At 34.3% G+C, this 17,351-nt stretch carries 19 protein-coding genes and 1 tRNA gene; 2 read left to right on the forward strand and 18 right to left on the reverse strand.

The window, feature by feature from the left end; all coding sequences use genetic code 11:
* Window positions 1-4 precede the first annotated feature (4 nt).
* From ACHZES_RS22225 to ACHZES_RS22245, 5 genes are all read right to left on the reverse strand, one after another.
* Window positions 5-1,717: a hypothetical protein gene (locus tag ACHZES_RS22225; protein WP_395546724.1), complete on the reverse strand. Its 1,713-nt coding sequence runs from the start codon at window positions 1,715-1,717 to the stop codon at window positions 5-7.
* The gene (locus ACHZES_RS22230; RefSeq protein WP_395546725.1) at window positions 1,707-2,810 is read right to left on the reverse strand and encodes a hypothetical protein; all 1,104 of its coding nucleotides are present in this window, start codon (window positions 2,808-2,810) and stop codon (window positions 1,707-1,709) included. The genes ACHZES_RS22225 and ACHZES_RS22230 overlap by 11 nt, the downstream gene beginning before the upstream one ends.
* 128 nt (window positions 2,811-2,938) lie before the next feature.
* Window positions 2,939-3,568: a hypothetical protein gene (locus ACHZES_RS22235; RefSeq protein WP_395546726.1), complete on the reverse strand. Its 630-nt coding sequence runs from the start codon at window positions 3,566-3,568 to the stop codon at window positions 2,939-2,941.
* 67 nt (window positions 3,569-3,635) lie between these two features.
* On the reverse strand, window positions 3,636-4,409 hold the full coding sequence (locus tag ACHZES_RS22240; RefSeq protein ID WP_395546728.1) for a Bro-N domain-containing protein: 774 nt from the start codon (window positions 4,407-4,409) through the stop codon (window positions 3,636-3,638).
* Window positions 4,410-4,939: 530 nt separating this feature from the next.
* Complete coding sequence (locus ACHZES_RS22245; RefSeq protein WP_395546729.1) at window positions 4,940-5,812, reverse strand: N-acetylmuramoyl-L-alanine amidase; 873 nt, start codon at window positions 5,810-5,812, stop codon at window positions 4,940-4,942.
* Window positions 5,813-6,032: 220 nt separating this feature from the next.
* On the opposite strand from ACHZES_RS22245, the gene ACHZES_RS22250 reads away from it, so the two are divergent.
* Window positions 6,033-6,815 carry a hypothetical protein gene (locus ACHZES_RS22250; RefSeq protein ID WP_395546730.1) on the forward strand — a complete coding sequence of 261 codons (783 nt, stop codon included), beginning with the start codon at window positions 6,033-6,035 and terminating at the stop codon, window positions 6,813-6,815.
* 16 nt (window positions 6,816-6,831) lie between these two features.
* Here the strand turns inward: ACHZES_RS22250 and ACHZES_RS22255 are convergent, their stop codons facing one another.
* Window positions 6,832-7,863, reverse strand: coding sequence for a tyrosine-type recombinase/integrase (locus tag ACHZES_RS22255; RefSeq protein ID WP_395546732.1), 1,032 nt, complete (start codon window positions 7,861-7,863; stop codon window positions 6,832-6,834).
* 340 nt (window positions 7,864-8,203) lie between these two features.
* Here ACHZES_RS22255 and ACHZES_RS22260 point away from each other — a divergent pair, with 340 nt between their 5' ends.
* Complete coding sequence (locus ACHZES_RS22260) at window positions 8,204-8,476, forward strand: hypothetical protein (RefSeq protein WP_395546733.1); 273 nt, start codon at window positions 8,204-8,206, stop codon at window positions 8,474-8,476.
* A gap of 88 nt (window positions 8,477-8,564) precedes the next feature.
* Here the strand turns inward: ACHZES_RS22260 and ACHZES_RS22265 are convergent, their stop codons facing one another.
* The 12 genes from ACHZES_RS22265 to ACHZES_RS22320 form a co-directional block, all read right to left on the reverse strand.
* Complete coding sequence (locus ACHZES_RS22265) at window positions 8,565-8,717, reverse strand: hypothetical protein (RefSeq protein ID WP_395546735.1); 153 nt, start codon at window positions 8,715-8,717, stop codon at window positions 8,565-8,567.
* A 15-nt stretch (window positions 8,718-8,732) separates the two neighbouring features.
* Window positions 8,733-9,008: an HU family DNA-binding protein gene (locus ACHZES_RS22270; protein ID WP_395546736.1), complete on the reverse strand. Its 276-nt coding sequence runs from the start codon at window positions 9,006-9,008 to the stop codon at window positions 8,733-8,735.
* 70 nt (window positions 9,009-9,078) lie between these two features.
* Complete coding sequence (locus ACHZES_RS22275) at window positions 9,079-10,434, reverse strand: hypothetical protein (protein WP_395546737.1); 1,356 nt, start codon at window positions 10,432-10,434, stop codon at window positions 9,079-9,081.
* Between the two features lie 5 nt (window positions 10,435-10,439).
* Window positions 10,440-10,688: a hypothetical protein gene (locus ACHZES_RS22280; RefSeq protein ID WP_395546739.1), complete on the reverse strand. Its 249-nt coding sequence runs from the start codon at window positions 10,686-10,688 to the stop codon at window positions 10,440-10,442.
* Between the two features lie 296 nt (window positions 10,689-10,984).
* A tRNA-Asn gene (locus ACHZES_RS22285) sits at window positions 10,985-11,058 on the reverse strand.
* 179 nt (window positions 11,059-11,237) lie between these two features.
* A complete protein-coding gene (locus ACHZES_RS22290; RefSeq protein WP_395546740.1) occupies window positions 11,238-12,059 on the reverse strand; it encodes a hypothetical protein in 822 nt (273 codons plus the stop codon).
* A gap of 13 nt (window positions 12,060-12,072) precedes the next feature.
* Window positions 12,073-14,568 carry a hypothetical protein gene (locus ACHZES_RS22295; RefSeq protein ID WP_395546741.1) on the reverse strand — a complete coding sequence of 832 codons (2,496 nt, stop codon included), beginning with the start codon at window positions 14,566-14,568 and terminating at the stop codon, window positions 12,073-12,075.
* Between the two features lie 188 nt (window positions 14,569-14,756).
* Window positions 14,757-15,047 (reverse strand): hypothetical protein, encoded by a 291-nt coding sequence (locus ACHZES_RS22300; protein WP_395546742.1) that lies wholly within the window; start codon window positions 15,045-15,047, stop codon window positions 14,757-14,759.
* Window positions 15,040-15,384 (reverse strand): hypothetical protein, encoded by a 345-nt coding sequence (locus ACHZES_RS22305; protein ID WP_395546745.1) that lies wholly within the window; start codon window positions 15,382-15,384, stop codon window positions 15,040-15,042. Before ACHZES_RS22305 ends, ACHZES_RS22300 begins: the two co-directional genes overlap by 8 nt.
* 131 nt (window positions 15,385-15,515) lie before the next feature.
* On the reverse strand, window positions 15,516-15,863 hold the full coding sequence (locus ACHZES_RS22310) for a hypothetical protein (RefSeq protein ID WP_395546746.1): 348 nt from the start codon (window positions 15,861-15,863) through the stop codon (window positions 15,516-15,518).
* A 31-nt stretch (window positions 15,864-15,894) separates the two neighbouring features.
* Window positions 15,895-16,476, reverse strand: coding sequence for a hypothetical protein (locus tag ACHZES_RS22315; RefSeq protein ID WP_395546748.1), 582 nt, complete (start codon window positions 16,474-16,476; stop codon window positions 15,895-15,897).
* 116 nt (window positions 16,477-16,592) lie between these two features.
* Window positions 16,593-17,156 carry a hypothetical protein gene (locus ACHZES_RS22320; protein WP_404820273.1) on the reverse strand — a complete coding sequence of 188 codons (564 nt, stop codon included), beginning with the start codon at window positions 17,154-17,156 and terminating at the stop codon, window positions 16,593-16,595.
* Window positions 17,157-17,351 lie beyond the last annotated feature (195 nt).

Genomic DNA, 17,351 nt, shown 5'->3' on the forward strand with positions numbered 1-17,351 from the left:
AGTGTTAATGTGCATATAATTGTGGCGCACGAAATGGGAGAGTGGTGGGAGTAGAGGTGTTTCGCTTCTTTTTCTCCTGGTTGCAAAACTCCATTATATAAAATATACAATATGACAAGGCAGAGAATTTGTCCTTATCTATCTTTCTTACAACTTTCTCAACCGATAAATTACTTCCAGCCATAACCTTTAATTTTAAATTTGTAATTTCCATAAATAGCAATTCGGTGTTTACAAAAGGCAATACATTTTTATCGAAAAATTCCCTCTCTTTATCTGTGAAGTCCTGTTCTTGTTTTCTTATAAGCATATGCAATATTCCACTGTCTACAGCGTTTATAAAATAAGATACAACTTTTGTTTGATAACCTTGTGCTTTCATATCAAATAAGCATTTTTCTGCATTTGAATTTTCAGGTTTGTTATCAGTATTGATAGTATCAAAGCAACCCAAATACTCACCAGTAACTGGATCATATGACTCCAGAAGAAGCTGGTCAACGAGGCCGCTTCCAAGTCCATTGCCATCAACAATTACCATTTTTGCTTTATATTGATTTTTCAACTTCTTAATCATACAGGCTTGATTTTTAAAGTTCATTTTATTTGTTACACCAAGGATATTCACAATTTGTAAATCACAGATTCTTTTGTTTACCGGACTTCGCAGTGCTTTTATTACAACAATAGCTGATTGATTATTATTTGTATTTTCACTACGTGCAACGTCAACTCCAATATAGTATTCATCAGATTCGCGTTGTGCTTCCAATATCGGTTCCTCTAATATTCGAGACGACATAAGCTTATTTACATCAACTAGGGCATTATCTGCACAGCCAACCCATTCTTGCTCATAGTTTTGCGCAAAGAAAATCGGATTTGTATTACGTTTTTTCTTTATAATCTGCGCTTTTGTACTACCCCTACCATAATAACAAGGAAGTCTCCATGATGAACCTAATACAATATCACCACTCAATTCCCTCATACCATTAACCATACGAACACTTCTTGCAAATTCATCTGAACCACGATAGCCGCTTGTAGTAAAGAAGTGTATTTGCTGATTCATTTCTTCGGGATCTATTATTGCGAGGCTACCTACGGTAGTACGACCAATTTCCACTATTGGTTCAAGTGCATCTTCATATAGTGCATTATTAAGTAAAGCTGATTCCTCGATCTTAATTCTGTTTCTACGTCTGCCTTTACTGGTTTGTGCATTGGCAAGATTTGTAATCAATGCCCCGTTATGAAACTTGATAGTCGCATCATTTTTTGAAAATCGTTTATATTCAATTTCATTTTCTAAAAGGGGAAAGTGCTGAAGAATTTCGTTAGTTTTATCTTGTAGAAGTGCTGCACTATTTTCTCTAGTCTGAGCTGTTACTGACATAGTAACATTTGGTGAGAGAGTAGCAACGATGAAATCATCTAAAACCTCTGTATACGTTTTGGCATATCCACGACTAAAAGTTCCATACATACTTTGAAACCTTACATCGCATCGCATAAACACACGTTGATCATAATGGAGCTGCATGTTGCTTTCTTCGCTTTTAAACAGTTCTATGTATAAGTCTGGATACCACCTCGCCCAACTAACAAACTGATAGTAATTCCAAAGATTTTCACCAAACAAGCTGTCATCGGCAATCTCTAAAATACGTTTCTTTTCCTGTTCATATAACAAATTAATCTGCTCATTCGTCATCTGAACCACCTGCTAATTCATCATAATCGTCAGGCATCTTCAAAAACGTTTTTACGGTATTCCTATTATTTGGTGTTGGGTCATTTTTAAATATACCGTATGGATCACCGTTCTGCTTAACATATTCTTCTTTCTTTTTATCATAGAAGGAATAAACATCTTCATACTCGACCTGTGGTTGTCCATTTAATTTCCTCTCGTAATTTACATAGCACATTATTGTAAAATCAACAGAGTCAATAGGTCTATACTTAAACTGTGGCATGATTTTAACCACATCGACGGCTTGCTCCACAGCCTTTACTAATTCGCAAACACTGTTCATACCTTTCTGCAGGTCCGCAGCTGATAATTGTTTAGGAGTTAATTTGCCATTTGCCGCCGCATTTTGTGCTGCATCGTACCATTTTTTTGCTTCATCAACATTTCCCCTTGCCGTTGCGTCTTCTTCTTTAACCTTAAAACGCACGTAGGTTGCCAAGGCTTCCTGGTGAAGGTTTGTTTGTAGCGTATAATTAAGTTTAAGCTTTTCATATTTATCATACATTTTCTTGTATTCTATAGTAGAATAGTCGGCCCCAAAAAGACTTTTTATTTCATCTGTGACTGTAAAATCACCAACATCATATGTGTGCTTATCTTGTTCGCTTTGGTTTATGCTGGTTTCAAGTCTTAGTTTTGCTGCTTGCATACCTGGCTTTCGTACAAAGCCTTCTTTTTCACTATCTCCATAGGATTTTGACTGATATTGACGTAAAGAATTTTGTTTAGTGAAATACAGCCCGATTAATTCTTTTCCGTATAACCTTATATCTTCATCAGATACAAAGTCATGTTCCTTCTTAAATTGCTTAATTGCGATTTCAATTAAATCTTTATAATACGGCTTGTCGATCTGACGAAGAATACTTTTAAACTTTTGCTCATCTATTTCCCCGGATTTATTTAAACTATTTTTTATAATACATTCTTTACACCATGGGGTCTTTCCGTCTCTATGAAGAGGAGATTTACTTATATAAAATTGAGATAATGGCAAACTATCTTCACAAGCTAAACACTTTTTCTTAGTTGATTCATTTTTTGTAGCCAATTTGCCACCACCTTTCTTTTTTATCAATAAAATAAGTCGGCCGTTTTAGCAGTCGACTTTTAAAAATTATGTTCTATTAATTTTCCAATGAAAGCGCAGATTCAACCCAGAGTGGGAGAATGATTATGTTAATTAAAACCTATGACAACATGACTTTCTTTTAATTTGTCAATTTGTTCATAACTTAATCCAGAAAACTCATCAAGGAATAAAATCCTATTTTTTGCCTGTCTTAAACTTAAAACATCTCTATAACTGTAAATTAGTACGTTAAATCCAAACTGCTTACAATTATTCTTTATTCCATACAAACCATTAGTTTTTTCAGATACTACAATACCATTATATTTGTTGCATAGACTCGCTAAAGCATAAGATTTTCCTGTCCCTCTACATTCATCTCCATAGGTACAGATATAAGATTTCCGATTAGCAATACAAGATTCAAACTTTTCAATCCAAACGTTCTTCTTATCTATTGAGTCACAAGTATAATATTCTTTTAGATTTCTAATCTCACCACAATGATTCTGCTCCCATATTTTCAACTGCTTACCGGTGGTGGTTTCATGCTCTGCATACTTTAGTTCCCAGTCATACTCTTTAATAAGTGAAAGTGTATCTTTCAGCAGCCGCATACAACTTAGTGCTTCTGTAAAGTTATTGTTTTCTTGACACTTTGAAAATTTTGTTTGTAGTTTATTAGCATCTTTAATTAATGTTTCTACAGTTTCTTCAAATACATTTTTGTTTTCCATTATTTTTCTCCTAGCGGTAAGTCGCGACCTGTTGTTTTATAATAGAAGAGGGCAGTAGTTACCACCCTCAACTTGCCTTATTATGTAATAATTCATCAATATCAACATCGTTCTCTCTACATATGGAAACTGCCGTACTAATCGCATTTGGCAATTCTGAATCCTCTAACATATTCAATGTTTTTGGTGGTGTCTTTTTACCAGTACTTTTCTGATACTTGGTAATCCTTGAGTTAAGATTAATTCCGTGTTTATACAACAGTTCTTTTTTAAAGTTATTCCATGCCTTACCAAAGTCACCAATAGACGCAGCGTATGCTCTTACTAACGAATTAATCAAAGGTCTATCTGCCCATTCCAATGCTTTCTGAACAAGTAAGTCATTTTCATTGGACAATACCTTGTTTTTATTTTGAAGTCCTTCTATGTTTGAAAGTAATCCTTTTACAAGGTTTTTCTGTTCATCTGGGATATCAGAAAAATACGTATTAACCATCAAATCTACATTGTTAATATAGCCACCGGCTTTCCGAATAGTGGGCAATACATCGTCCATAACCCATGACTCAAATTTTTGTGCATTTTGCAATTTAGATTTCATGATAAGTCTATATACATCACCTTCTGAAATAAACTTTGCTTCTTGCTTTCTGCCTAATGAGTCTATGACGGTATGAAACGTACCGCCATCTTTTTTACAATGCCTCTCAACAGCTTTATGTGGTTGACCATATCCTAACGCTTTAGCGATATCACTGCCACAAAAATATGGTTTATCACCAATAACGACAGTTCTTACTTCTCCAAATTCTTCATTTTTGAAAATTTCCATTTTTGACATAGTATTGTCCTCCTTATTTTTTAAGTTTCTAAGCCGTTATGTGCTTACTAGAAAAATCCTTTTATCTAAACTTTTTAATCGCAGAGTATGAGTAGCTATCCCATACTCTGCAAAGGCTTAGATAGTAGTGGTTAGGATTCCACTAGTAAACACATAATCAAATCTGTAATACTTAATTCTCCATATCAATTTCAAAGCAATATAAAAAGAGCCGCCTTAAAAGACGACTCTCTAAAATTTATAGTGTTCACAAGCAAAAGGTCGGTATTCCCTCTTATTAATACGTACCAATAGTATTAATTTACGGCTCTCCACACTATACGAACAGCGTAAAGCATATGCAACTATCTGTTCTCGGCTTGTACTTCGCCAGTTTTGAATACTTTTATATGGCCTTTATAAAATTATTCTGCTAAAGATGATTGTAATTTTTACGGCATAAGAACCCACTTATGACAAGGAATTACCCTACCTTTGATGTGCCAAGACCCGCACTTACGTTTGCGTCACATCTTCCAATTCTCTATTTCTTACCTCGTTAACCCCTTATACACCAATGCTCCGTCACTCAACGTTGAGAGTAATATTTCTCCTGTTACCATCTTGCCATCAGCATCGACTGCGTAGATCTTTTCGGAATTTGCTACTAACTGAGATGTACACATGGCACCATCAGGCCCTAGATAATACCACGCTTGGCTATACTGATACCATGTATTTATCACCATGATTCCAGCACCATTAAACCAATACCATTTGCTATCAACTTGCGCCCAATCATTGCGGACTGGAAGACCGGTATCTCCGTTATAATACATCCAACCATCTGTAACCTGCACCCAGCCTGACGATTTCTTTACCTCTGTACCTGTCAGTGCCGCTTTGAAGGCTTCCCAGGTATGTTGTGTATGATTATATATAAAGGGATTGGGACAGATTTTTCCGGTAACGTCATAGTGTCGAATTACATGATCCGCCGGGATATCGTACAATTTCATTAGATACTTTGTAAGTTCTATAGCAGAAGAAACGGTGGCGTTCTCAAAGTACCAATCTTTACTTGTATCCGCTTTGCTTCCATTGTTTCTTACACACATTTCAATACTAACGCAATTAACATTTTTTGCAATACCATATAATGAGCCACCACCTGTAGATAACCTTGATCCACCAACAGCCCAACAATATCTTGCAACTGGATCTGGATTATACTGCCAGACATCTCCAGCGAACCCAACAAAAAAATCAGCCGATGCACTTGTTGTAGTCTGCTGATTATAATAATTTACGTTAGCCTTGGCATCGCCGGTGGCCCCAACGTAATGTATAACTATGTATTCTATTTTTCCTGGGCGTACAGATGTATTGTGTGTCCCGAAGTTTGTGTTTTGATTAATATTCATGTTTAACTCCTTTCGATGAGATAGGAGAGTAGTTTGCTCTTCTTGATTTTTGTTTAGGATTTTCCTTTCCTTTGGCATAGGTTTAGAGCCTCACACGCCGACTATTGAGCGCTTTACGCTTGTTGTGAGAAAAATAATATATTTAATTCAATACTATATTTCTTAATAACAATTTGATATAATAAGTATATATCTTATAAGTCATGGAGACGGGTACAATATGAACAAAAGCAATATACCAACATATAAGTGGATTATTTTTTGCATTTTAATTTCCATCATATCTTTTGTAATAGGCTTTTATCGGGGAGAAAAGATATATTTATGGATAATTACTCCGTTTAATAACGCTCAAGGAGAATTTGATTATAGCATCCTATGGACTGCTATCGGTGGAATTGGAACGATTTTTCTTTCTGGAGTTACCATATGGCAAACACAGCGTACAAATCAACGAGAAATAATAGACAAAAATACTGTGAGAATTATTGCTAATAGCGATTTATATTCATCAGGCTCCTTTGATAAAACCAAGCGGCCTTTGATATATAAACCCAGTAACGCAGCAAATGAAATTCTTGTATATAAACAAGATACCATAATTAACATGTTAACCATGTACTTTGAGTACAAGGTCTTTAATGATTGTATTCCTGATGAGTTTTTTATCGAAAATCCAAGATTGTTGTACAATAATGGTGCCGGTAACTTATTGTCTGCAAATGTCAATATCAGCGGTAAGGCAGTAATTGCAAACAAAATGAATCCATTTTTAATTTGCTTTAGAATTGTAGATGATAATATTGACTTATCAAACGATGATTTCTGGTTTTTTTATGAGTTAACATTAATAAAGAAATGTGCAATTGGGTCTGTTGCTACTTCATATGAATGTATAAATGTATTCCATATGACTCAAAATAAGGATAACACTTTATTTTACGACACTGAAATTAGAAACATACTAACTCACCAGAAGAGCAGCGCATACTTGTTGAAATAGCAATGAAAGACGGATTCTATATGAATGCCTCATCTGATTCATCTGACTCGTCATTTTTAATAATGTAGTGGTTTTTTGTGGTTGTTACATCGTTGTGCCCTAATAATTTTTGAGCAACTTCAGCGGATTTCTTTTCATACACGACTAAGTTAGTTGCTCTGCTTTCACGAAATAGATGCGGATGAACCCTACGTCCAACGATTTTTGCAAATAAATTAGTACACCAACCGTTAAAAGTACCTTCTGCAACCTGCCTTACTTCACCTGTTTTTTTAACTTTTATTATGAACATATAGGGGTTATCGTCATCTCCACGAACTTCCAGCCACTTCTTGAATACGTCCATAACCTCTTCGCCAAATTTTAATTTTCTAGGTTTTCCAATAACCGAGGCTCCCTTGCATCGTATAGTGTGAGTTAAATACCTCTTAGAAATTGCCTTGCGCTCAGTTCCATCTTCATCTACTACTGTAATTTCCTTTTCAATAGGAGTGTAATTAATAACTTCCTTTAAAAGTTGTCTTGCTTCAGCTCTACGACAACCCGTTGAATATGAAAACATTAGATAGGCCAATTTTTCCCATTCTTCACGGCTTTCCAATTCCTCACATAAATTAATATACTCATCTGGAGTAAGTGGTTCTTTGGGGTGTACGTATCCAGTTTTAACTACTTTCATTTCTTTTGTAACGAAGGATCTGAATGTAGGATACTCCTCCTCGTACATCATCATGATATAGTTACATATATTGCTAACTGCTGATTTTTTGAATTTAATTGCTGAATCAGACAATCCACGATTTGTTAGCCAATTTAAGTACCTGACAAATTCCTTTTTCTTGATGTCTAAACAGCTTTTGTTTTTAAGATTGTCTTTTACCCAATAGAAGAATATTTTAAGCGCTGATTCATAACCTATTTTTGATTTTATTGAAAGCTCCGCTTGATTTTCTAGATATTCTTTAACCATATCTCGATTAAATTCATTTACCTCTGCCCACATTTCGTCAGTAACGTCATCGCTTCTTTGTGCTATTTTTGTATCCATACATTTATTCACTTCCTTTCATTGCTTCAAATAAAATAAGCCCGTATCCTTTGACAGATACGAACCCACTTATACCAAATTATTATTCTGCATTTTCCTCCTCTTCGAATGTAGTGCCAGGAAACGTCTTCCAACCTCTTACAGAATAGCTATCGCCTGGATGAGACTTACCAGTAGCTGGCCCATACTCAACCATATGATAAAATTTTAAATGGTAATAATGCATACACAACTATCCTGTCGTTTCACGACTTATTGCTGAAATTTGATGCATAAATGATAGAACAAATTTTTTCATGCTTCATATTTTAAATTATAGAAATATAATAGGAGTGATATAATGACAAATTATCCCCCACCTTTTGGAGCACCTACTACTCCTCCTCCAAGAGTTCCTCCCAGAAAACCAAGAAATTCATATATTATTGATTGTATGTTCATGTGTACGTATGTATGGCCATGGATAGGAGATGAGTTTTGGTATTATCCAATTAGTGTACAGCACGGTGCAGTGTCAGGATACCGCTGGACAGGAAGAAATTGGACATTCTTTGGTTTTGATCCAGACTTGATTGATGAAGTAGCATGTGTTCCAGTACCTACACTTTATTAGTTAATAATAGGAAAAATATTAATCGAATGTAATATAAAATAAAGGCATCAAGATTTGCTTGTCCTGATGCCTTTACCATGTCATCATATCAAAAAACTTCATCCAACTTCTCCAAAAGTGTTTCAATAGTAATCATTTCTCCTAATGATACACGCCTATCCTGTCGTTCTTCGAGAACTTCTTTAAGAATCGAAATCTCATCCTCTGTTAGTTTGATTTCCTTAACATAAATGTCGTACACCTAAATCACCGCCCATCAGATTTCTTTTACATTGCTTGAAATCTTAAAGCGGATTTCATCATGTTCTGGCTTAGTCCATGCCTTTCCACCTGCGAGGGCAGCAACACCGGATCTTTCGCCAACGTGCTTTACAGAAAATGTACCAAGTCCAGGGAAAGTAACCTTTTCATTTTTGTTAGAAGCTAAAGTTTTCTTTACCACATCTGCATATGCCGCTAGTATATCGTCAACATTTTTCTGAGGCAACTCGGTAATTCCTGCAATTTCCTTTAATAAGTCCGCCTTGTTCATAATTTATTAAATCCTCATTCTTTCTTAATTTTAGTCAATAAAATAGAAGAGTAGTAAACTCTTCCTTTAATTAGATCACTACATTAAATGTGGAATCCAGCCCACATTCTTTGTCCCATAGGAAGCAAGTACATTTCCTAATTGCACCGACATATCCGGAATTATGATGCCACGCATCTGTTCCTGTTACAGAAGATAAGTTTCTAACTATAACTCCGCCATCTTCAGACACTTGTTCAGAGTGTAGATGACCTAAATGAAATTCCCTGAACCTAGTACGTCCCCATGCTTCAGCAGCTTCCACTTGCATAATTTTTTCTATGCGCTTTTTCTCTTTTTCTCCATGTGAATATCCAATGAGACATTTGCCAAACTCTTTATATTTACGAGGAGAGGTTGATAGATCAACTGTAACATTCTCATTATTATAAAAATAACACCAAACAGACATTACAGCATGATAGCTCGTCATAAAATCATGATTGCCAGGAACACAAAATACTTCGATTGGGGCTTTTAATTCAGAAGACAGCTTTGATATCCCGTCAATTAATAGTGTAACACCATCTTTGAATAAGGTCTGATGCTTTCTATCTGAATCTTGTGGAGTTCCACCTGTGGTTGTTGTAGAAACTGTATCGTAATGAAAAAAATCTTGTCCAATTGGGAAAAAAATCTTTTCAATAGACTCATTTCTTAATCTAGCGACGCAAGTATCAATTACCTTATTAAAGCAATCTCTTGCAATTTGTGTATTATATTCGTCAGATACAATATCCGATGTTGAATATTTACCTAAATGCAAATCCATAATAGGAATTTCCGCTAAAAGACCAGTTTTCTTATTATATCTTTTAATAACTGGAGATGAGTACTCATTAATAAGACTCTCGTAAAAGTCATGAATTTCTTCTATAGATATTTCACTTCTTGGCTTGACTACTATTTTACTAGAGTAAAGTTCCTGGATTCCATCTTGTTTACTGTATACATTCCAAATATTATTTCTGGCTGAAACAAGCTCCCAATCTCTTATATCAAAACCATGTGCTTTTAATAAGCTATTGGGATTTTTTAATTCATCTTCCTTTATTACAATGAGTTTATCACTTGTAAAAGTACCATCTTTATTAATAGACGATTCCGACTTATATGTATTTTGAGCTTTTACAATATCGTTAATGTTTTCAGAAAGTGACCTATTTTTTAGATACTCTGTTCTAAATTGGCCACCGAAAATAGTAGAAGATGACTTCCTAATTGTATCAGCAGCACATTGAATGTCGTATTTATCTTTAATTTCAGACCAGTCTATATCACTTGACCCGTTAAGTTTCATTTCAATATCTTTACACACAGCTTCGTATGCATTAGTGGTTAAGCCATACTTTGCTATTTCTTCTTCGATGTTATACAGTATGTTCACCGCCCTTACTCGTCAAATTCATCTGGATCATCTTCATCAGACTCGATCAATTCGAGATCCTCATCTGATTTGAGCTGAACAGCAAACTCAATTGGCTGGTTTTTAAACGCATTAAGCAAATCGACAACCTTGACTTCCTGTTCAATATCATTTTCATCTGTATATGTAATTACGGCTCCATCTTCTGATAGAACACCTTTTACTGCTAATTTATCAACAATATTTCTCTTGAAAACTAATTTGGATTTTCCCATTCGATTAAATCTTCCTTTCATTCTTGAATTTTCACATAAAAATAGAAGAGTACTATACTCTTCCGAATTATTTTACCTGTCTAATGATTTTAGACTTTCTAATCTTATTTAAATCTGTAATTGCCTTTCTGGATTCAGTTACGTAATATTTCTTGTACCGGCTGTAGGTGTGATGTAGGTCGCCTTCACTACCAAATGAATGCCCTAATCGATGCAACTCAATGCTTTCTGACTTCGTAATTACTACGATTGTAAAAACCTTCTTTCTTAATATGTATTTCCGTATACTACGGGAACTGGCTAAGTAGGAGTTGAACCTACGCCATCCTGTTTAACAGACAGGCGCTCTAACCAACTGAGCTATTAGCCAAGAAGATACCAATGACAACAAAACCAGAATTGTAATGCTGCCATTGGCATGAAAGGATATATGAACTACATAAAAGGTAAATTTCAATTTGAATTACTTGTACTTCCATACATGATATATACGAAGGCAAAAACGCCTATAAATGGCTTAACCACGATTAAAAATAGGATTTTTCTAAATCAAACATTTTTATTCCTATGTTCTTTCATGCGAATTTTTGTTTTGATTCTGTTCACTTCAACACCGCAATTTTCACAATATAACGTTCTATTGTTTGTTTTTTCAATAAGTCTGCCACACATTTTACAGCGTTTGTATTTCTTGTGATCGCGTACATTGTAATATTGCTTTTGATATTTTCTAATTTCTCCGTCAAGACTTCTGTTTATGTATCTAACATAAAAATTATCTTCAGTTAGAAAATCAAATCTACTTAACAATCTTGTCTTATCTTCGTATTCGCCTATGAGTTTACAATTATTAAAACATCTTCGTAAGAACCCCTCAATTAATTCCTTATAGTTTTCCCATGATAATTCCATTTTTTGTCTTTGTAGCTTTTCCTTTAGGTCTATAGATTCCTGTATGGCGTTATCTATGGTAGCTGTAACAGAGTCAGCACCCATATCCTTTATGCTTTCAATCCACTGGAAATATAGATGTTTTGGTGTTTTAAGTAATTCCATGTACTCTTTTGATAAAATTATTTCCTTATCAAAATACCTAGTATAGATATTATTTATTTTTTGCCTAATGATAGAACACCAATTTTCATCTTTTGTCATTGATTTATAGTATTTATACTCAACGCTTGACCAAGCGTTAAATACTTGTCCCATATCTGTTTCCAATAAGCCTTTTCTTACATTAAACTTTATTGATTTTGTGTAAATGCGTCTTTTATTATTGGAAGACCAGATAGAAGAGCAGAACGATTTGAATATTTTGTCCTTTTCTTCTTCTGATCCAGCCTCTTTATAGTCCTCAATTATTTCGTACAAATATGTTTCATTACTATCGTATATATGTATCACCCACCTCAAACTCATAAAATTTACCTAGATATTCATAGGAGTCGTTTGTTTTATAAGGAACTTCTTTTATGGAAATGTTTCTTTTAGGATTTGTATTATTCTTAAGATTTTGAATAATATATTCCCCATATGCAGACCAAGCTAGTGACTTGCTAATAGAAAGACTACTATAAGATACCTTAATTATGTAATTAGCAATTAAATTTTCGTCCATGTTTATATCTTTGGCGATTCTTGATTTAAACTCATCAATCAGAAGACCCATTGGAAAACTATCATGTTTACCAGCCGAGTTATCTCTTACATTTAAATGCTTCCTGATTTCGCTCGCATAATCATTAATGTATCTCCTGCATATCCTCATCACCCTTTTGTTGGATAGATCTAAATCATTATCTATAATCAAACATCTTGTATCAACTAAATTATTAATGTCATTGTCCCATAAAACTCTTTTCTTTTCCCAAGTGCAAATATAATCACATAACTCATTCATGGGGGAAGGAGAGAAGTATGCATTTAGCTTTACCTTGTCTTCTGATTTTTCTATACCTTTATTTTTTTCACGCAATGATAAAAAGGTTTTCATTTTTTTGGGATAATTAAAGAGTAGAAAATATGGTAATTGCTTCATGTACTTTCGCAGTCCACTATTCATATGCCACCTAAATCCGGTTTTGATAAAATCAATCTCTTTACCCTGGAACACTCTTAAAAGAGAAGAATAGTCTGAATATAACTTCTTGATGTCATCATTTACTGCATATCTGTTTTCAATACTTGTGGCGACGTTAGTTATTTCCCCAATACGATTATCTCTTGTCATAACCTCATATTCGATGATATTTTCCTTTGTATATGGCTTTGCTTTTGCAGTCACTTTATCCTCTATATCTAATATTATCGGCTTTTCAATTTTAGAGGATACGAGGATTTTATCTTCGCTCAACAGGAAAATATCCCCATCTGTATCGGCACCCCCCTGTTGTGGCAGAGAGATATCATTCATATTGAACATAACAACATCCTGGTCTTTAAAATGGCTAAACCATTTTGATGTGATTTCGTTCTGAACAATTTTAACCTTATTTACCTCTGATGGGTCAACCAATGGTGATCTAAATGACACACAATCTCCGATATTAAAGTTCCCACTATATAATTCTCTTTCTCCTAAGCAGCCCACCGGCTCCTTACCAACAACATATTGCAAATACCCGTACATATCGCCAACACCAGTATGATAAAATCCAGAGCAATATATTTTTCCAACCTTCATCTCATCAATAGACTTCTTTAGCTTGCGATATATAAATTGCTTGACGGCAGGATCTTTTAACATAACATCATTTATCATAGCAGCTTCTAGATATTTGCTTTCTGGTTCATAATCTTCAGTGTTGTTTATACCCATGAATTTATAGGTATAAAACTTATCACCTTTGATTATTTTTTCAAATAGTTCTGTCGTATATCTTGCCAATTTAATTATTTTACCATCATTGCTATTATCGAGAACATCATAAACACCATCAGTCCCACTGTTATAATAATCTACGTATTTCTTATTCCACAGATCCAGGCACTGCAAATACTGAAAGTTCATGCGCGTATATTTGTTTAAGTGTTTAACATGATGACTGTATTTGCTTATACCAAGGCTAAAACCATATTTGCTAACCGTTTTCATGTATTCAGTCCATGCCTCGTTGCCATATTTTTCTTTGAAAATTTTGTGGCCTTTAAACATAGATGTATTCCAGATACAATCTACATCGTCTATATGATGCCGCTTACCATATATGTCGGTTATGTATTCATATCCCCACTCTCTAAAAATGTCTCTAAATGGAACATATACTGAATAGCCTTTCATGAGTGGAATTCGTACTTGTGAACCGATTGCGTCATAATCAAGACCTATCTGTGAGCTTACTTTTTCCACAAATTCTTTTTCATGGCAACCACTTCCGTCAAAAGGAGAAATTTTAATATCTCGATAGCCTTCCTCAACTTCTCTGGAATTATATTTCTTTATTTTTCCAGTTTCTTTATCCACAAACTCTTTTTCTTTTTCTACCACATACTTAATCCATTGATGTTTGATTATCTTTTCATACTCATCAACTATTATAATTCTTGGCATATAATCTTTGATCAAAGTGCATGAGCTGAATAATAGACACCTTTGAGATTCGTATTTAGAAATAACGCATTCTGTAATCTCAATGTCCATCTGGGTTATCATATATAGTTCATCAAATATCTCATCGCAAACAAAAGCTGTTATTCCATCCTTTCCCTGAGAAGCGGATTTCCCAAAACGAGTATAATGGACACCGTTATATATAAATCCAGTATCTAATATTTGTCGCAAGGCCGATTCTTGCTTTGGATTTTTTTTGGCAACCATAAGGATTATTTCACTTATATGTGTAGATTTTCTACCGCGTAGCTTTTCTATTTGGTCAAACAATAGTGAATCACCTTGTTCTATTAAGTACTCGTTTTCAATTTCAGCCTTTTTATCAATAGAAACATTGAAATCCTGCTTTATTAGTATATTGATTGGTATTTTTACAAGCGTATATTGAGCATTATTGATTGCACCTCACCCCTATCTTAAAAACTTTCTTGTATCCATTACTTGAGTTCTATCTATTATTAATCAACAAACCACACTGGAACCTTACAATCAATCCCTTCAGCTGCTCTATATATTTTATAAGAACTATACCCGTCAACCAGCTCGAAGTCCTCTTTCAAAACAATCTTACTTTCGCAATATCCATTCCTATGGTAGAACTGCCATTTTCTTTTATATTTAGCCGGTTTAATTATCGACCGCCTGAATTGTGGCGTAATATGTATATCACTCAATTTAACCCAGTACTCATATCCAGGTTCATATATACCAACCAACCTCTTTACGAATCTGATAAACCCCTTAATCATTTGCACTTTTCCTCTCTTTCTCTAAAATTTCAAAACCCATATCAAAACATTTCAACTCATACTCATATCTGTCTATGTACTTCTTAAAGAATCCATTTGTGAGAAGATCCGTAGCATACTGAGCCATATCTCGCTTGATGGCTTTCATGTCAAAATCCATTTCGATATTAGCTGCCTCTTCAATGAGATCCCATTTACTCACGGTATTTTCATGTAGTAGGAGAGTAGTGTAGTATTTCTTTTTCTCGTTATCCCACCTCGCCATTGCAATGATTGAATAGCCATTCTGTAAATCAATTGAAACTGTCACATTTGCCTCTGTTTCGTATCTAAGCATATTTAATTTCCTTTCTATACATTAATATTGAATTTTTGAATGTGCGCCTGTTAGGTAAGTATTTCTCCATTGAATGTAGTGAAATTTTCTACGTAATGGTGGTTATTGAAAATTTTGGCTTAAAACTCATTCTACGTTGTTTTGCTCGCCTGGTATTTTCTCATTCGTTCGCCGGCCGCTTGTCTCTGCTCGTCTGACAGCTCCTTTTTCTTTGCCCGAAAACTGATCAATGTTTTGTCTTGAAGTAAATATGTTTTGCCACACTTTGTCTCCTCGATAATGGAATACATTTCAGGACTGGAATTACATAATTTATCTAGTTTGGTAATATAGGTACTGTCAGACGTATAGATCGTCGCAATTTTCTCGTCCCTCATCATATTGATACATACTTCTTGTTCATAAACTGGAACAGAAATTGGCGATTTAAATTCCAATAACTCCTCATTTTCGAAATAATCATCGTTTATTTTCATCATTTTCTCCTTTTGAATTTTTTATTCGTTACATTTATATATTCTCTAACCACACTTCCCAATATCCATCACGATACTTGGTCTTCAACTGTTCTTTACCAAAGTAAAACTTTGCAAGATCCATAATTTGATATATGTAATAACAATAGTCAACCTGCCCGGAACGAATATTACTCAATACATCATTTATGAAAGCACAATATTGCTGCCAATTAGTACAACCATGGTAATCCCCCTTTGTTTCTTCGTTCCACAAGCCTGATTCTTTTGAACCTTTTCCGCCAAGTTTCTTAACCTCTTTTGAATATCCTTGATTAAATAATTTTCTAACATTAAATTCCTTTTGCCATTTTTCATCTGTTAAGGTAGAAGATGGGCGTCCATTTGTATTTGATACAATTTTCATTTCTCTTAATTCTTCAAGTGTCATATTTTTATACTTTCTCTCCTCAATATTTTTAACTTTCTTATTTTCTAGTGATGAATGCAAATTATCGGCATTGATCTGGTTATTAATTCTCTTTTTATTTGGGAGAGTGGTGTTAAAATCTTCTAGTGAAATTTCACCTCCATATGTTCTATGTTTTCTGTTTACGTATGTATTTGTTCCTGTCATGTAATTTGTAATTCTCCTTCTTATATTTAGTTTTTGTGATTATTTCTTGCATCATCGTTGACCGCCTTTCTGGTGAGCCACTGATTGATTTGGTTTCATGTATATATTCTCTGTTTTTACTTTATATCAGTTCGTTTTCCTCCCTTTGATTCATCAAAACTTTCAACACCGTAAATTTCTAACATCTTGCAAAGCGCCCACTCAATTTCCTGTTGATACCCTTCTTTATTAAGAACATAGATATTTGGTACGTTTTTGGGAGGTTTGCTTTTATCCGGTTGTATACTACCTACTTCTCTTTTGACCAACAAGGCATCTCTGTTATTGGTATGGGTAGTAAGATAATCAATACATTGACTAATTGTATCTTTTGACATAGAGAGCTCACGTGCCATACTTTCTATGCTTCTCCAATACGCCTCTGGTTTAGTTTCTGGGTTGAACATGACTTCTGAACCATCTTCATTTTTAGGCCTGGTACCTATGTATGAATTAATATAGAGAAATGCCATAAGTAAACATTCTCTGTTTATGCTTGAATCGTTCAACATAATTACATCAAATTGAGAAGACGTAAGTTTACAAAAATGTCTCGGATAATCGAAGTTTTCTGATATGATTTTTATTTCAATTCCAGTATCATATCCAAGCGAATCAAGGTCTTGTTGAACTTCAATCATCTTATTGTTTATCATGTATTCGAGAACATCTAATATTTCTCCAAATGCTTTTGGTTTTCTACTGGTTGTTTTATAGCCATAGAACTCCAAAATTTTTCTTATAGTAATCCAACTAAAATTTTCATATGAGCGATATTTATCAATTAAGATATATGTAATATAGAATTTGCGGCTAACTCCAAATTTCGTTTTTAT

Source organism: Lacrimispora sanguinis (assembly GCF_044987295.1).
GTDB lineage: Bacteria > Bacillota > Clostridia > Lachnospirales > Lachnospiraceae > Lacrimispora > Lacrimispora celerecrescens_B.

Bases quoted from the DNA above. Each gene is read 5' to 3' on its own strand.
- ACHZES_RS22305 (WP_395546745.1), bottom strand. From the start codon at position 15,384: ATGCTTAGATACGAAACAGAGGCAAATGTGACAGTTTCAATTGATTTA.
- ACHZES_RS22240 (WP_395546728.1), bottom strand. From the start codon at position 4,409: ATGTCAAAAATGGAAATTTTCAAAAATGAAGAATTTGGAGAAGTAAGA.
- ACHZES_RS22310 (WP_395546746.1), bottom strand. From the start codon at position 15,863: ATGATGAAAATAAACGATGATTATTTCGAAAATGAGGAGTTATTGGAA.
- ACHZES_RS22235 (WP_395546726.1), bottom strand. From the start codon at position 3,568: ATGGAAAACAAAAATGTATTTGAAGAAACTGTAGAAACATTAATTAAA.
- ACHZES_RS22260 (WP_395546733.1), top strand. From the start codon at position 8,204: ATGACAAATTATCCCCCACCTTTTGGAGCACCTACTACTCCTCCTCCA.
- ACHZES_RS22250 (WP_395546730.1), top strand. From the start codon at position 6,033: ATGAACAAAAGCAATATACCAACATATAAGTGGATTATTTTTTGCATT.
- ACHZES_RS22270 (WP_395546736.1), bottom strand. From the start codon at position 9,008: ATGAACAAGGCGGACTTATTAAAGGAAATTGCAGGAATTACCGAGTTG.
- ACHZES_RS22300 (WP_395546742.1), bottom strand. From the start codon at position 15,047: ATGATTAAGGGGTTTATCAGATTCGTAAAGAGGTTGGTTGGTATATAT.
- ACHZES_RS22245 (WP_395546729.1), bottom strand. From the start codon at position 5,812: ATGAATATTAATCAAAACACAAACTTCGGGACACACAATACATCTGTA.
- ACHZES_RS22315 (WP_395546748.1), bottom strand. From the start codon at position 16,476: ATGACAGGAACAAATACATACGTAAACAGAAAACATAGAACATATGGA.
- ACHZES_RS22255 (WP_395546732.1), bottom strand. From the start codon at position 7,863: ATGGATACAAAAATAGCACAAAGAAGCGATGACGTTACTGACGAAATG.
- ACHZES_RS22280 (WP_395546739.1), bottom strand. From the start codon at position 10,688: ATGGGAAAATCCAAATTAGTTTTCAAGAGAAATATTGTTGATAAATTA.
- ACHZES_RS22320 (WP_404820273.1), bottom strand. From the start codon at position 17,156: ATGATTGAAGTTCAACAAGACCTTGATTCGCTTGGATATGATACTGGA.
- ACHZES_RS22225 (WP_395546724.1), bottom strand. From the start codon at position 1,717: ATGACGAATGAGCAGATTAATTTGTTATATGAACAGGAAAAGAAACGT.